Here is a 14,617-nt window from a genome sequence, read left to right as displayed (position 1 = left end):
TTCGACAGCTTCGATAAAAGATAAGAGGGAATCCAGTAAATATGCAGAATAAAGCTTTAATCGAGAGGTGAAATAAATGGATCAGCCTTTTCGGATGAAAAATAATGGCCAGATCAATATTGTCTTAAATGGCCAGAAGAGAAAAACTTCGACATTAAAAAAAGAGGTTCCAGGACAAATTGCGACAATGGATATGCCTCTGCGCCATAAACCTTTAATGGAGATAGAAAATGAACTAAGTGCTCTTGTAGGCATGAGCGAAATGAAAAGAATGATTAAAGAAATATATGCTTGGATCTATGTGAACAAAAAAAGAGAAGAACATGGGCTGAAGGCCGAAAAACAAGCACTGCATATGATGTTTAAAGGCAATCCGGGTACGGGTAAAACAACAGTAGCACGGTTAATCGGAAAGTTGTTTCAGCAGATGAATGTGTTATCAAAAGGACACCTGATTGAAGCAGAGCGGGCAGATCTTGTAGGGGAATATATCGGCCACACCGCCCAAAAAACAAGGGATCTTATTAAAAAAGCCATCGGAGGCATTCTTTTCATTGACGAAGCCTACTCACTGGGAAGGGGCGGAGAAAAAGATTTTGGTAAAGAAGCCATCGACACCCTTGTCAAGCATATGGAAGACAAACAGCATGAATTCGTACTGATTCTGGCAGGCTATTCACGCGAAATGTCTTTTTTCCTTTCCTTGAACCCAGGCTTGCATTCTCGGTTTCCGATCGTAGTAGATTTCCCAGACTACTCAGTTGACGAGCTTATGGAAATCGCAGAAAAAATGCTCAAGGAAAAAGAGTATATTTTAAGTTCTGATGCTGAAAGGAAAATCAGAGCGCATTTGAACTACGTAAAGGATGTTGTAAATCCGATCAGTTTTTCAAATGGACGGTATATTCGAAATGTGATTGAAAAGTCTATAAGAGCTCAGGCGATGCGGATATTATTAGGTGACAGCTTTGACAAGATCGATTTAATCACACTGCGCAGCGTAGATTTAGCCTTGGAGCACGAAGAAGAAGACAGCTACAGTTAAAAAGCGATAGGAGGGCTTATCATGGAAAACGATATTACCGTATACACAACCAATACCTGCCCGTACTGTATCCACGCGAAACATTTTTTGAATGAACAAGGACTTGAATATAAGGAAGTAAATGTTCAGGAGGATTCTGCAGCAGCCCAAAGGCTTGTAGAAGAAACGGGCCAAATGGGAGTTCCTCAAATCAAAGTGAATGGCAACTGGATTCTCGGCTTTGATCCCCAAGCCATCATGACCTTTGTACATCAGGATGTTCTGTAATAGAAAAAGACGGCCCTAGGCCGTCTTTTTTCCTGCCAGACCTCTATTAGGAAGGCGCCATTTGAATTTATAAGACAATATTCGAAGCAGAGTAGTCAAGAAACATAAAATATACAGCTCCCATGGCTGTTCAGCCAAACCGTAACCGATCACGGCACCGCATATGATCGCCCAGACGGCATAAATTTCGTCTCTAAACACGAGAGGTTTACGGCCGGCGAGTAAATCACGGACAATACCGCCGCCGCTCCCAGTGAGGACGGCTGCAACAATAATTCCGCTGAGCGGCATTTCCATTTTCACTGCGTACAGAGCGCCCTGGATCGCAAAGGCAGACAAGCCAATGGCATCGGTGAAGTTTCCCCAAATGTTCCAGTGCTTCAGCAGATTGTTTGGAAAAAGAAACACAATGGTAATAGCAGCTAAAGCAATAATGAAGGATGAACTTTGATCCCAAAGGGCTGTAACCGGAAGCCCAATTAATAAATTGCGGATGGCACCGCCGCCAAAGGCGGTTACAATTCCTAAAATAAAAACACCTAATATATCATATTCTTCTTCCATCGCAATAATTGCTCCGCTTACTGCAAAGGCGATGGTTCCGATAATACTTAAAAGTTCCCAAGTCATGCTGATCAACCCTCTTGTGTAAATAATAATTTGAGCCAGATTGATTTTAACATGAATAAAAATCGTTGGAAACGTTTTTTTAAACGAAATGTGGAAGTGCCTTGTTCAGACCCGACAAGCATAAGGCGAGCAGGCCGTGAGAAGCGCCTTTCTTCTCATGGACTGATTGTCTAGGCACTGGAGCTGGACAACATGAAATGTGGAGAACGGTGCCTTTCAAAAAGTTAATATATTTTTCTTTAAAAATTATATGATCAGCCCTTACGCATTTATAAAACCAAAATACTTGAAAGGCAGCTGCCCGATAAGCATAAGGCGAGCAGGCCGTGAGAAGCGCCTTTCTTCTCATGGACAGATTGACTTATGACTCGAGGGCGGCAGTTCGCAGCTGGACAAACTGAAATGCGGAGAACGGTGCTTTTCAGAATATAATTAGTTGGAATCTCCATGAATGAAGAGTCCATATATGTACCAGGCATACTAAAATGAAAAGCAGACACCTAAAAGGCATAAGAAAAGCGGCAGCGAAAGGCCGCTCTTGCCTTTTGATGGCGATTGGCTTATGACCGAAGGTGTCAGTTCGCAGCTGGACAACACGAAATGCGGAGAACGGTGCCTTCTATCTAAACGAATAGGAAAAGCCAATGAATATCAGCTGCATTTGTAAGAAGAACTATATGAAGGACAAAACTCAGTAAGTGAGTTAGAGAAAAGGTCTTCAAAGGACAAATTCGAATTTCGCTTATTGATCATACTTTTGGTATGATGATGATACCATCTCTTAATGGAAGGGAGTTAGTGCTATTGGAACAAAAACAAAGAGAGACTGCTATTCTGGTCGGCTGTCAGTTCACAGATGACGACCTCAAATTTGAATATTCATTAGAAGAGCTTGCATCACTGACGAAAACAGCTCAGGGAGAGGTTTTGATTACCCTTTCTCAAAAGCGGGACCGGGCTCATCCAGCTACATATATAGGAAAAGGGAAAGTGGAAGAATTAAAAACCCTGGAGGAGGAACTGGAGCCGGACTTAATCATTTTTAATGATGAATTAACACCGAGCCAGATTCGAAATCTTTCAGAAGTCCTTGATGCGAGAGTCATTGACCGGACTCAGCTGATTCTGGATATATTTGCTCAAAGGGCGCAATCAAGAGAAGGGAAGCTGCAGGTGGAACATGCTCAGCTGCAATATATGCTTCCGCGCCTGGTTGGTAAAGGGCTGTCCCTTTCAAGGCTCGGCGGCGGAATTGGTACCAGGGGGCCTGGTGAAACGAAGCTTGAAACCGACCGCCGTCATATAAGAAAGAGACTTGATGACATTAAGGCTCAGCTGGCGACGATTGTCCAGCACCGGGAAAGGTACCGCGAAAGAAGAAAAAGGAACAATACGTTCCAGGCGGCACTTGTTGGTTATACCAATGCGGGAAAGTCTACTTTATTCAACAAAATGACAGAAGCAGGTGCTTTTGAAGAGAACCTTTTATTCGCCACTCTTGACCCTATGACGAGAAAGGTCATTCTGCCGAGCGGCTTTACGATCCTGCTTACAGATACGGTAGGATTTATCCAGGATCTTCCTACATCATTGATCGCTGCGTTCAGATCAACCTTGGAGGAAACAAAAGAAGCAGACTTGCTTTTGCATGTTGTGGATTCCTCGAACCCTGATTATTTTAATCATGAAAAGACAGTGAATGAACTGCTGGCTGATTTGGAAGCCAATAAACTGCCGCAGCTCACCATATATAATAAGAACGACGAGCAGCATCAGGATTTTGTGCCTACTTCAAAGGATCAGTCTTTATTAATGAGCGCTTTAAATGAAAGCGATTTGGATAACTTGAAAGCACAAATTGAAGAACAGGTTATTTTATCAATGGAAAGCTACCATGTGTTCGTACCTTCAGGCGAGGGCAGGCTTTTATCCCAGCTTAAGAACGAAACAATCCTTAGGTCTCTGCAATTCAATGAAAACACGGAATTGTATGAATGCAAGGGATACTGTCTGAAGGACCATCCTTTAACAGGACAGCTGGAGAATTTCACACAAGAATAGAGGAGCAGTACGAATGTTTGAGTTTTTACAAAATGGCGGACGATTACAACGCCTATCAGAAAGTGTTGAGCAAAGAATTGCATCCTTGCATAAACGGGCGGATGCCAAAATTGAAACTAATCAGTTTCGTGTGTTAAAGAGTTTTCAAAAGCATAAAGTAAGCGACTCGCATTTCAATCCATCCACGGGCTATGGCTATGATGACATAGGGCGTGACACGCTGGAATCCATTTACGCAGATGTGTTCGGCGGTGAAGCAGGTCTTGTCAGGCCGCAGATCATTTCAGGAACCCATGCGATATCCACCTCTTTATTCGGCGTGTTAAGACCAGGCGATGAACTCTTGTATATCACTGGCAAGCCTTATGATACCCTAGAGGAAATCGTCGGAATCAGAGGAAATGGCGTGGGTTCTCTAAAAGAATTTAATATCAGCTATCAGGCTGTTGATTTAAATGATGATGGCAGAGTGGATTTTGAAGCAGTTCAAAAGGCTGTCAAACCCAATACGAAGATGATTGGAATTCAGCGTTCAAAAGGCTATGCCACACGCCCTTCGTTTACAGTAGATGAAATTTCTGAAATGATCTCATTTGTGAAGGAATTAAAAAGCGATGTGATTGTTTTTGTCGATAATTGCTATGGGGAATTTGTTGAAGAAAAGGAACCGTGCCATGTTGGGGCTGATTTGATGGCGGGATCTCTCATTAAAAACCCTGGCGGCGGCCTCGCAAAAACAGGAGGATATATTGTCGGCAGAAAAGACCTGGTAGAAGCATGTTCATATCGGTTAACTTCACCAGGAATAGGGGCAGAAGCCGGAGCCTCCCTTTACTCTCTTCAGGAAATGTATCAAGGCTTTTTCCTTGCTCCCCATGTGGTCGGCCAGGCAGTAAAAGGAGCCATCTTCACATCTGCACTTTTAAGTGAGCTTGGGATGAATACTCATCCTGCCTGGGATGCTAAAAGGACTGACCTCATTCAGTCTGTCCAGTTTGATGACCGCGATAAAATGGTCGCTTTCTGCCAGGCAATTCAATTTGCATCTCCAGTTAACTCCCATGTAACACCATATCCCAGCTATATGCCAGGATATGAAGATGATGTAATTATGGCTGCCGGCACGTTTATACAGGGAGCCAGCATTGAGCTTACTGCCGATGGTCCTACGAGGGCGCCGTACACTGCCTATGTGCAGGGCGGACTTACCTATTCACATGTGAAAATTGCTGTATTGAGCGCGGTCGACAGCTTGATTAGTAAGAACCTGCTGGATTAATACACAATAGAAAACTCGCCTTAGCTGGCGGGTTTTTTTGTCTTTGACTTATTCTATCTTAACTATGCAAGCCGGGTATAAAATCCCCGTAAATTTCTGAAATGCCCCATAAAAAACCATTTACCCCATTATTGGTTCTAAACTGTCTAAGGAAAACGGGTCTCCATTCCCGTTTGAAACAATGGTTAGACCGATTTAAAGGTGTAGCTACCAAGTATCTTTACAATTACCTCGCTTGGTTTTTGTTTATAGACAGTCGTAGTAACGAAAGTACATGGCTTAATATCAAAGAATTTTTATTATCATCAGTTGTATTTGAAATGACAGATACTTATTATAGTTTACTGATGTCAAAATTCAATGAATAGTTCTTCTTCGACGGTCAGTTTAGGTTTAAAATGAATTTATGTAATAATATTAATAACTATTTTTAATGAGGTGAAAGAATTGGTTAGAAGGAGATAGATAGCCTCCTAATAAGATGTTGTTATAGTTTTAGGAGGCTATCTTAAATTATAGGAGATGTATATATTATGAAACAAAATAAATATGATGATGTTAATTTCTTTTCTGCGTATGAAAAAATGCCACGTTCAGTTAAAGGACTTGAAGGTGCGGGTGAATGGCACGTATTAAAAGAAATGATACCTGAACTGCGAAATAAAAGTGTACTTGATTTAGGATGCGGTTTAGGCTGGCATTGCCGTTATGCTCGTGAACAGCAAGCAAGTTCTGTTATTGGAGTTGATATATCTGAAAAAATGCTTCAAAAAGCTCGTGAAATGACGGATGATTCTGCGATTTCGTACATTAAAATGCCAATTGAAGACTTCAATTTTTCAGATTCTCAATTTGACGTAGTCATTAGCTCATTGGTTTTTCACTATATTAAGTCCTTTGAAGAAATTTGTAATAAAGTATATCATTGTCTAAGACCTGGAGGATCTTTTGTATTTTCAGTTGAACATCCAATTTTCACTTCTCGGAATGAACAAGATTGGTATTATGATGATAAAGGGAATCGTCTGCATTGGGCAGTTGATAATTACCAAACAGAAGGTTTGCGGGAAACAGCATTCCTTACTGAGAATGTTATAAAATATCATAGGACTTTTTCGACCTATATAAATGACTTAATTAATGCTGGTTTTTTTATAAGGGAAGTCAAGGAACCGATTCCTTCTGAAGAAATGTTAAAGAGTATTCCCGAAATGAAAGATGAACTCCGAAGACCGATGTTCTTAATATTTTCAGCAGAAAAATAAAATGGTTTAAAAATTTTAAGCTGAGCGTTACTTTATTAGCAAAGGGAAACCCTGATAAATGGGGTTTCCCTTATTTATTATGCAATTTTCAACATTAAGGTTTAACAGAGCCTTATATAAAAAATATTCCTCTAGGAAGGTTTTAGATTTCTAGAATTAGTGTTTTAAAACTTTTGAATGATAAGTTGAAATTATGAAAAAGTAGTTTTGGGATTGCGATTGTTTTTTTTTCGGTAGTATTAAATAAAAAAGAGGCTTTCAATGTTGAAAGCCTCTCATCATTCAAAATAGTTTCCATTAAGTTTAGAGCAGGAACATCCAAAAAACAAAAGCTAATGCTAAACGATAAAGTGCAAAAGGAATTAATTTTACACGTGAAATGAGACGCAGAAAGAATCGAATGGCAAAAAGTGCAACTAAAAAGGCTGTAACGAACCCTGTCAGGAACATAGGGATGTCAGATACACTCAAATAATTGATATTTTCCCATATATCTTTTCCAGTCGCTGCTACCATTATAGGAACTGCAAGCATAAATGAAAATTCGGAGGCTGTCTTATGATTAAGACCGGATAGAAGCCCCGCAGAAATCGTAGACCCAGATCTTGAGAATCCCGGCCATAAGGCTAAACATTGTACAAGTCCCATGACAAGTGCTTGCTTATAAGATATTTGATCGAGGTCAAGACTGGTTTTTTGATTTCGGCCCAAGAGTTCGGCTGCAATCATAAGCACTGCACCCGCAATAAGGCCAATGACGACGGTTCTTCCTGAAAAAAGAACGTCCTTTATGTAACCATGGAATAGAAGCCCAAGCACCATAAAAGGAAGAATGCCTAATAGAACATGAATGAGATTCAAACCAGATCCTGATTTTGAATTTACTCTCTCTGGACCTAAGCCAAATAGACCCCTCAATCTATTCCAAAACACGACTACTACAGCAAGTATGGAACCAAGCTGAATAAAAACTTCGAACGTACTGGAACGGCGGCTTTCCTCGAAACCGAGCAGATGACCTGTTAGGATAAGATGACCTGTTGATGAAACAGGAGCAAATTCTGTAAGTCCTTCAACTATTCCGAGAATGAAGGCAATGATGATTTCATGCACTTTTTTAAACACCCTTTCTTCTAAAAATGAACTTACATAGTATAACAGAACTGTCTGTTTTATAGAATACTATTTGCTCCTGAGGGAAATTTTATAAAATGTTCACAATAAGAAGAAATGAGAGTGATTATAACAACCTACAATTCATATCGTACTCAGGTTGAATCTGTCTAAAACAAACCCAAGTAGTTCACCAACACCTGCTCCGGTTGTTTTCCAGCATGAGGGATTTGCAGCGGATGATTGATAGGATGAAAAATAGTCTTCACTTGAACACACATGCAAAAGGGACAGATATTGAGGGTATTTTTTATAGGCTTTATCATACTTACCTTAACCTAAGTACTCATTAAATCTATTGTATGGATCATATAAAAATGGGGAAGTTTTGCGGTAAAAAAAATATGCGATCTTAATGGAACAAACAAGTGCCAGACTTCGACAAGGAGCTCTGTACTTTTTGTTGAATGGTATAGGGGCAGCGCTCGCGAGAGGTGGACGGCCTAAATTTACATAGTTGCGGAAATATTCTAGAAAAAGGTTGGCAGCCAGAACCAACTTAATCATATACCTTATCAATCATATTTTTTCTCTTTATTATTGGTTTCCAGCTGCAAATGAAATTCCCATAGCAATTAAAGATTCTTTTGCCTGCCTTAAATAAGATTCTGCCTGTTCCTGCCACTTGATAGAAACGCTAATAAATGTTTTAAATTCTGGGCTTATATTTTCCTCCATCACTTGCAGTCCTTGACGTACTTTTTTATCCTGGTTTTCAGCATTTATTAAGCAAGTTACTAAAGTGTCTACAATGGACCGCTGCTGCTCGCCATTTTTAAGCCTTTGGGCTGAGCCTACTGCGGTAACGCGATGGTAGGAAGCAGGGACAAGATGATTATGCATTTCACTATTTCCTTTTAAATCTTTGGTTTTTGGAATATGGAAAAGCTCACTGGTCATAGCACAAACCATTTCTTCAGCATATAGACTTTGCTGTAACAAGAGTAAAACCTGTTTCCAACTGTTAACTCGATAATAAGATTGCTGATACAAAAAATCCTCTCCTTTTTTCATATTCTCATCTTAAAAATTATGATTAAGCAGCCAAGTTTATGCTGGTGCGTTGAGATAATAACTGCTGCTAATGCAGTTTTTTTATTCATCTAGATTGATCGCTTAGTTTTATAGTGATATTACTCTAGGAAAAAACATAGTAGAGTAAATAATTTACTCTTAAGAGTAAAAATTTATTTCTTTTTAAAATAAATTGTATTACTTTTTAAAGTAAGGAAGGAGAAATAATTGGAAAAAGGAATCTTATAATTGCAGCTAAAAAGCAAGTTTACATCTGGCTGCAGTTCAAGTTATTTACTGGTAGATCTCGGTTGGCCGTACAAATCGCGTATATTAACGGCACTCGGATTATAAGCGCAATGCAGTTTGATGAGATTAGTGAGGGGAAACGGGAGAAGTGATTGAAACCAAAATAAAACGTTAGATTTGTTTGCACCAATAGGCAAGGGGGGGACCGTTGGTTTAGCAGCAGGACCGGGAATGGAGCAGCTTGTAGAATTTTTCTATAGGTTGAACAAAGAAGGCTATCAAATTATACTGTCAAAGCCTGAAGGGGAGCATCCGGAAATAAATGATATTACGGATAATGTAGATGCAGTTGTTGAGTCGATTGAACAAGTAAATCAACAAATAACCGCATTGGGAGAAAATCGTCATGTTATCTTCACAGCAGATCGTTCAAGTTTACTTAATGGCGGCATTTATGAACTTCAAAAGCAGCTGCAACATTCTAAAGTGCAGTCTATCATAACATTCCTTCTTGATCTAAAGGGTGAATCAGTCGGTAAAGAGCTCCCTTTTGGCCCGCTTGAAACAGTATGGAAGTTTGATCCATACCTCTCAGCACGCCATCAATATCCAGCCGTTAACCCGATCCATTCGACATCTGCTTTATTGATAAACGCTAACCTCGGACAAAATCATATTTCCATACAGCAAAGAGCCCGTAAATTGTTAATACGATATAGAGAGCTGTGTTCAACCGTTAACGAAAGGGGCTTAAATAGCATTCCTGCTTCTGATATAGAGACTTTTAACCGGGGAGAACGGCTGGAAGCATATCTTACCCAGCCGTTTTATGTGGCAGAACCCTTTACAGGTAAAAAAGGAGAATCTGTTAACCTTCAGAACACTTTAACAGATGTTCAGAAAATACTTAATGGAGAAACGGATAAGGAAGATATAGAGGCATTAACTTATATAGGCAGTCTGTAAAATAATCATTCCTGTACAAGGTAACGAAAAAGGCTGCTGCTGCAGCCCTTTTTTTTACTTAAGGAACGAGTAACTTATAATTTTCAGTGTTCCTTGTAATATTAATTATTTTTTTCGCCAGGGAGGTCATTTGTTTACCATCTGTACTTAGGTCATACTCATCCCATTTATACACTTGCTCGACATCATTAATCCACACTGTTAAGTCAAACTGTTTTTTGGGAGAGCCGCAAGAACGCTTCAAATTTTTTTCATCTAGATAGTTGGATAGCACCATATTCTTAAAAATAACCGTCATTTCGCCTTCAGTGAAACTAAAATCACTTGATGCCGCTGTGACGTCATTTTCTTCGTTTCTAACGATTAGTTTTGTATCGGCCGTGTTAATTTCATTCTCCAGGTTTTTACCGTATTCAGGCGGAAGTCAAATCGGTCCTGATCGCTTACGTTATACTCAATTCTTAATAGCTCCGCTGATTTCATATCCCCTTCGCACCCGTTAAGAGAATATTCGATTTTGGCATTTCCCTCTACTCGTTCAACCTTTTCACAGATGCTCTTTTCGATGGTTCCGCTTCCAAACTGGTCCTCTGTAGAATCGATTTCAAGCTCTATTTTTTCCCCATTGAATCTCAAATCATAAAAAATTGGATCTCCTTCATTCGTATAGCGGACAAACCGAACGTTATCTTTTTTCTTATTTTGAACATTTGATACGAACTGGTCGAGTACTTCAATGTTTTCGAAGCGGGAGTGGGCGTCAACTACATCTCCGGCTGCCAGTTCGGTTTGTTCTGAACACCCTGCTATTAGTAAACTGAATATCACAGTTAATGGTCTTTTTTTCATAGAAAGTTTCCCTTCTGTAAGTAGAAGTCTGATATTCCTTTATTTTCCACAAGACTTATTTAATTATATAATAGGAGAATCATTTTTTTACAGCAATGTAAGTAATTTACTAGAATGATTAAAAGAATATTTTACCAGTATTTTAGAGTTTAATCTGTGTGATATATTCGAAACAAGGAATATCATTCCAAATTAAATAAATATAAACAGTTAAGGAGAATCTAGACATACGATGATATCAAAAAAAGGACTTGCCGCTTCTTTTCTTGCCACGTCACTGCTTTTTTCAGGTGTAGGAGCCGTACTTTCCGAAATAACCACAGCTTCTGCTGCTCAGGTGTCCCCATACCAAACTGAATTAAACACATTTGCTGCACATTATGCTAAGATTTTCCGTACGGTAGAAGGCTATACTAAACAATTAGACGGAGCAAAGAGTGAATCTCAGGCTATTAAAATTCATGATCAATATATGACTTATTTCAGCAGCGCTTTGGACGATGATGCAAAATTTGCTAAATACAACGCTGAAATCCAGAATCTTGATGAATTCATTTATAACAGCCTGGTTGAGATGTATAATTTTGAAATTGACACGATTGATTATATGAATGGTGATCTGTCAAAAGCTGATTATGATAAATCCTATAATAGTATGACTAAGTTTGTTGATTCTCAAGATGCTCTATTTAAGAAAGCAGCAGCTTCTTACAAGGCTAAATACAAAATTACATTTAGTAATGACATGCTTTACCTATTAGATGGGGAACAACAGGACACCATCAGAACTGTTACTTATACAGTGAAAAAAGGCGACAATCTGTATAGAATCGCCATCAAATATAAAACTTCTGTTGATGCCCTTAAGAAGCTCAATCATTTAAAGAGCAGCTCTCTTAAAATAGGACAAAAACTTAAGGTTCCTGTAACTTCAAATCCTGCAGCAACACCTGCTTCTTACAAGGTTAAAAAGGGCGATACATTATACAGCATCAGTAAAACAGCCAGATTATCGGTTGCTGAATTAAAGAAATTAAACAACCTTAAAAGCGATAGTATTTATGTTGGACAGGTACTAAAATTTAAAAAATAAAATCGTATAAATATAGTCATTTAAACTCCTTTTTGTAGAGGGAGTTTTTTTGTATATTGGGCTTAATAATACGGGAGGTAAACTGTTGCTGAAACAGGCTTCAGGAAAAATTAAGAATCAGGAATTAGTAATAGTGACAACCTTTATTTTTATATGGTGAATGGGTGTGTTATTAAAAAAGGGATATAATCATGCTGTTCCCAAATATAAAAGGGGATTTTAATTGTTAAAGGTACGAAGAGGGCTTTAATACCAAATTGAAGCTATAAAAAAGAGCTAACCGAAAGGAGCTCTTTTTTGACGTTGGTGTATATTTTTTTATATTACAATTTTCCTTTTCTTGCAGTAGACGAATTCATTATATAAAAACTGATGATCAATACTAAAATGGAGCACGTGTACAAAAGGGTATGTACCGGGTTTTTATGATAAACAATGATCAGGCGTATCATCGCGGTAATGCCGATATAAAGAAAATAGCGAATAGGAAAGTGGTAGTCCTCTTTAAAAAACTTAATAATCATTGCAATAAATTCAAAATACAGAAAGAAAATTAAGATTCGTTCAAGCAGTTCATAGTGAATTTTTAGTTCTTGATTAAAGAATGCAAGCCGAAAGAAGTAGAAGATTTCTTTTGCTAATAAAACGCATAAAGTAATGGCAAGCAAAATTAAGGCGGTATTTAAGGCGAATTGAAGAATCCCTGCAATAGTGAGTTCTTTAAACCTGGGTTTATTTATTTCCCGCATTCTTTTTACCCTCCATAATAAGAAAAGTATTCTTTTGACCTTTATACTAACATTGATTTATGAATGTATTGTAAATGGAGAGTGCTGTTTATCTTAATATTCTTAAATCATATTCGACTGGGAGGCTTCCAAATTTTTATAAGAAATTAATAAAAGAAACTTCAATCTAACTCTTACACCCTCTTCATTCTTCCTTTATTTCTATAGATTATCCAATTAATTGAAATATATATAAACCCGAAGGTAAGAAGCAAGAAGCCAAGCAGTAAAGAAGGGATTATCGACTGTCATATTGAATAGGAAGTAGAAAAAATAGTACTGTGTGGGGGTAAGCAATTTGATGGATCAGGGATATGGGAAAAGGGAATTTTCAAAGAAAAATGAGTGCCTAAAATTTTGGGGGAGGGTGAGCGGTGTCAATACTTTTATTAATCGGACTTCTTGGAGTAATCCTTGTAGTGCTCTTTAAGGGTCAATTTATAGACAATATTAAGCAGTTCATTATTTAAGAAATGCAGATTGGTTTCAAAATCAATGGTTTTCAGGAGTGTTTTTGTTCGCAATGAATGCAGTTTTATTTTTTTCAACAGGTCTTGTTCTATATATTTGTATGTTCTTCATGATCCCCTATCTTCATATCCTGGTGATGTTCCTTGCTGTCATTCTAAGTGTTTTTTTATGGATGATAGTAACTAAAACATGGGAGGGAACCACTAGAAATCGTTTGAAGATGGGAGCAGTCGGGAGCAGTTTTTTTATTCTTTTGGCCTTGTTCTTTCTTTATTGGTTAATGAACCTAAAGCCTTCTTACCCAGGTGAAGATACTTTTATGGAAGCTATCGGATTATTTTTCGCTATCATTGTGACAGCAGCAGCGTGGATTACATGTTTTGTGATTACAGGAATATCCAAAAAGAAAACGTCCCTTTAAAACTTAGAAAGCTAAAAACAAATAATTGTTTAGTATATTAGGAACAGAATGAAAAAATAGAGGAATAGGGTACCCCATATAGAATAATACCTATACCAGAATCAGTCCTAATGCTTAAATTATGGTCAGAATTAACAGACACTATTTTAGAAAAATAGAAAAGGATGGTCACGTTGGCATTACTTCGTTGTGATTTTTATTCAGAGGTTTTACATTTAAGCACTTCTATGACAGTCATTCTCCCCCAGCAAACCACCACACAAGTGGGTAAGCAAAATAAAATGGCTGGTGAAAAGCATCAGACACTTTATCTGCTCCATGGCTTTAGTGATGATGACACCATTTGGACACGAAGAACAGCGATTGAGCGATATGCTGCACCACTTGGATTAGCGGTTGTTATGCCGCAGGTCCATCATAGTTTTTATACAGATATGAAGTACGGCAATAAGTACTGGACTTTCTTAACTGAAGAACTTCCCTCCATTGCAAGGTCGTTTTTCCCATTATCTCATGAAAGAGAGGACAATTTTGTGGCGGGACTTTCCATGGGGGGATATGGAGCATTGAAATGGGCTTTAAACCGTCCTGAACAAATCTGTGCGGCTGCAAGCTTATCAGGAGTAACCGATATCGTCAGCCACGTCAATAAATCAGGCAGAGAAGAAGTTTTCCGTTTAATTTTTGGAGATGAGGATATCGCTGGAACCGAACATGACTTATTTTCCCTTATAGAAAAAACACATGAGAATGAATTAAAGCCCTTATTATATCAGTGCTGTGGAACAGAGGACTTTTTATATGAAGACAACATTCGCTTCAAAGAGTTGTGTGATAAGACGAATTACAATTTAACTGCGGATTTTGGGCCAGGTGATCATGAGTGGGGCTATTGGGATAAAACGATACAAGATGTATTAGCCTGGCTTCCATTAAAGAATCAATAATTTGATAAGCATAACGGCTGCAGCGGCAGAAGTTTTGGCAGGCTCCATGGGCAGTTAGCTTGCAGCCAATAACCATTTTTAAGATATTTTTAAAAGCAG

14 protein-coding genes and 1 pseudogene are annotated in these 14,617 nt (G+C 38.5%); 10 read left to right on the top strand and 5 right to left on the bottom strand.

Going from position 1 to position 14,617, the window contains the following annotated elements; genetic code table 11:
• Positions 1 to 76: 76 nt before the first annotated feature.
• Together spoVK and JOC77_RS15410 are read left to right on the top strand one after the other, a co-directional pair.
• A complete protein-coding gene (gene spoVK / locus JOC77_RS15415; protein ID WP_204544717.1) occupies positions 77 to 1,045 on the top strand; it encodes a stage V sporulation protein K in 969 nt (322 codons plus the stop codon).
• A gap of 21 nt (positions 1,046 to 1,066) precedes the next feature.
• Positions 1,067 to 1,312, top strand: coding sequence for a glutaredoxin family protein (locus JOC77_RS15410; protein ID WP_204544716.1), 246 nt, complete (start codon positions 1,067 to 1,069; stop codon positions 1,310 to 1,312).
• Positions 1,313 to 1,327: 15 nt separating this feature from the next.
• On the opposite strand, the gene JOC77_RS15405 is transcribed toward JOC77_RS15410, so the two are convergent.
• A complete protein-coding gene (locus tag JOC77_RS15405; protein ID WP_204544715.1) occupies positions 1,328 to 1,942 on the bottom strand; it encodes a trimeric intracellular cation channel family protein in 615 nt (204 codons plus the stop codon).
• Positions 1,943 to 2,746: 804 nt separating this feature from the next.
• Between JOC77_RS15405 and hflX the strand changes: the two genes are divergently transcribed.
• The 4 genes and pseudogenes from hflX to JOC77_RS15385 all read left to right on the top strand — a co-directional run bounded on the left by hflX (position 2,747) and on the right by JOC77_RS15385 (position 6,547).
• Positions 2,747 to 4,003 carry a GTPase HflX gene (gene hflX / locus JOC77_RS15400; RefSeq protein WP_239558798.1) on the top strand — a complete coding sequence of 419 codons (1,257 nt, stop codon included), beginning with the start codon at positions 2,747 to 2,749 and terminating at the stop codon, positions 4,001 to 4,003.
• Positions 4,004 to 4,016: 13 nt separating this feature from the next.
• Positions 4,017 to 5,282, top strand: a complete 1,266-nt coding sequence (locus JOC77_RS15395; protein ID WP_204544714.1) for a methionine gamma-lyase family protein — start codon at positions 4,017 to 4,019, stop codon at positions 5,280 to 5,282.
• A gap of 158 nt (positions 5,283 to 5,440) precedes the next feature.
• A pseudogene (locus tag JOC77_RS15390) lies at positions 5,441 to 5,650 on the top strand (IS1595 family transposase); the annotation flags it as partial.
• 165 nt (positions 5,651 to 5,815) lie between these two features.
• Positions 5,816 to 6,547, top strand: a complete 732-nt coding sequence (locus tag JOC77_RS15385; RefSeq protein ID WP_204544713.1) for a class I SAM-dependent methyltransferase — start codon at positions 5,816 to 5,818, stop codon at positions 6,545 to 6,547.
• A 303-nt stretch (positions 6,548 to 6,850) separates the two neighbouring features.
• Here the strand turns inward: JOC77_RS15385 and bacA are convergent, their stop codons facing one another.
• Both bacA and JOC77_RS15375 read right to left on the bottom strand, forming a co-directional pair.
• The gene (gene bacA, locus JOC77_RS15380; RefSeq protein ID WP_204544712.1) at positions 6,851 to 7,660 is read right to left on the bottom strand and encodes an undecaprenyl-diphosphate phosphatase; all 810 of its coding nucleotides are present in this window, start codon (positions 7,658 to 7,660) and stop codon (positions 6,851 to 6,853) included.
• A 597-nt stretch (positions 7,661 to 8,257) separates the two neighbouring features.
• Positions 8,258 to 8,713 carry a hypothetical protein gene (locus JOC77_RS15375; protein WP_239558796.1) on the bottom strand — a complete coding sequence of 152 codons (456 nt, stop codon included), beginning with the start codon at positions 8,711 to 8,713 and terminating at the stop codon, positions 8,258 to 8,260.
• A gap of 501 nt (positions 8,714 to 9,214) precedes the next feature.
• Here JOC77_RS15375 and JOC77_RS15370 point away from each other — a divergent pair.
• Positions 9,215 to 9,949 (top strand): F0F1 ATP synthase subunit beta, encoded by a 735-nt coding sequence (locus tag JOC77_RS15370; RefSeq protein WP_204544705.1) that lies wholly within the window; start codon positions 9,215 to 9,217, stop codon positions 9,947 to 9,949.
• Between the two features lie 363 nt (positions 9,950 to 10,312).
• Here JOC77_RS15370 and JOC77_RS15365 read toward each other — a convergent pair whose 3' ends face one another.
• Positions 10,313 to 10,798 carry a DUF4362 domain-containing protein gene (locus JOC77_RS15365; protein ID WP_204544703.1) on the bottom strand — a complete coding sequence of 162 codons (486 nt, stop codon included), beginning with the start codon at positions 10,796 to 10,798 and terminating at the stop codon, positions 10,313 to 10,315.
• Between the two features lie 232 nt (positions 10,799 to 11,030).
• Here JOC77_RS15365 and JOC77_RS15360 point away from each other — a divergent pair, with 232 nt between their 5' ends.
• The gene (locus JOC77_RS15360; RefSeq protein WP_204544701.1) at positions 11,031 to 11,891 is read left to right on the top strand and encodes a LysM peptidoglycan-binding domain-containing protein; all 861 of its coding nucleotides are present in this window, start codon (positions 11,031 to 11,033) and stop codon (positions 11,889 to 11,891) included.
• A gap of 323 nt (positions 11,892 to 12,214) precedes the next feature.
• Here the strand turns inward: JOC77_RS15360 and psiE are convergent, their stop codons facing one another.
• Positions 12,215 to 12,640, bottom strand: coding sequence for a phosphate-starvation-inducible protein PsiE (gene psiE / locus JOC77_RS15355; protein WP_204544695.1), 426 nt, complete (start codon positions 12,638 to 12,640; stop codon positions 12,215 to 12,217).
• A 562-nt stretch (positions 12,641 to 13,202) separates the two neighbouring features.
• Here psiE and JOC77_RS15350 point away from each other — a divergent pair.
• Positions 13,203 to 13,571: a hypothetical protein gene (locus tag JOC77_RS15350; RefSeq protein ID WP_239558794.1), complete on the top strand. Its 369-nt coding sequence runs from the start codon at positions 13,203 to 13,205 to the stop codon at positions 13,569 to 13,571.
• 173 nt (positions 13,572 to 13,744) lie between these two features.
• The gene (locus JOC77_RS15345; RefSeq protein WP_204544694.1) at positions 13,745 to 14,518 is read left to right on the top strand and encodes an alpha/beta hydrolase; all 774 of its coding nucleotides are present in this window, start codon (positions 13,745 to 13,747) and stop codon (positions 14,516 to 14,518) included.
• Positions 14,519 to 14,617: the final 99 nt, after the last annotated feature.

It is taken from the genome of Peribacillus deserti (assembly GCF_016909175.1).
GTDB classification, from domain to species: domain Bacteria; phylum Bacillota; class Bacilli; order Bacillales; family DSM-1321; genus Paraperibacillus; species Paraperibacillus deserti.
This window is presented reverse-complemented; position numbering and strand designations above follow the sequence as displayed.

What these genes read in the sequence shown, in the direction of transcription:
- JOC77_RS15405 (WP_204544715.1), bottom strand. Translation starts at nt 1,942, where the DNA reads ATGACTTGGGAACTTTTAAGTATTATCGGAACCATCGCCTTTGCAGTA.
- JOC77_RS15395 (WP_204544714.1), top strand. Translation starts at nt 4,017, where the DNA reads ATGTTTGAGTTTTTACAAAATGGCGGACGATTACAACGCCTATCAGAA.
- JOC77_RS15365 (WP_204544703.1), bottom strand. Translation starts at nt 10,798, where the DNA reads ATGAAAAAAAGACCATTAACTGTGATATTCAGTTTACTAATAGCAGGG.
- JOC77_RS15385 (WP_204544713.1), top strand. Translation starts at nt 5,816, where the DNA reads ATGAAACAAAATAAATATGATGATGTTAATTTCTTTTCTGCGTATGAA.
- psiE (WP_204544695.1), bottom strand. Translation starts at nt 12,640, where the DNA reads ATGCGGGAAATAAATAAACCCAGGTTTAAAGAACTCACTATTGCAGGG.
- JOC77_RS15370 (WP_204544705.1), top strand. Translation starts at nt 9,215, where the DNA reads ATGGAGCAGCTTGTAGAATTTTTCTATAGGTTGAACAAAGAAGGCTAT.
- JOC77_RS15410 (WP_204544716.1), top strand. Translation starts at nt 1,067, where the DNA reads ATGGAAAACGATATTACCGTATACACAACCAATACCTGCCCGTACTGT.
- JOC77_RS15350 (WP_239558794.1), top strand. Translation starts at nt 13,203, where the DNA reads ATGAATGCAGTTTTATTTTTTTCAACAGGTCTTGTTCTATATATTTGT.
- spoVK (WP_204544717.1), top strand. Translation starts at nt 77, where the DNA reads ATGGATCAGCCTTTTCGGATGAAAAATAATGGCCAGATCAATATTGTC.
- JOC77_RS15360 (WP_204544701.1), top strand. Translation starts at nt 11,031, where the DNA reads ATGATATCAAAAAAAGGACTTGCCGCTTCTTTTCTTGCCACGTCACTG.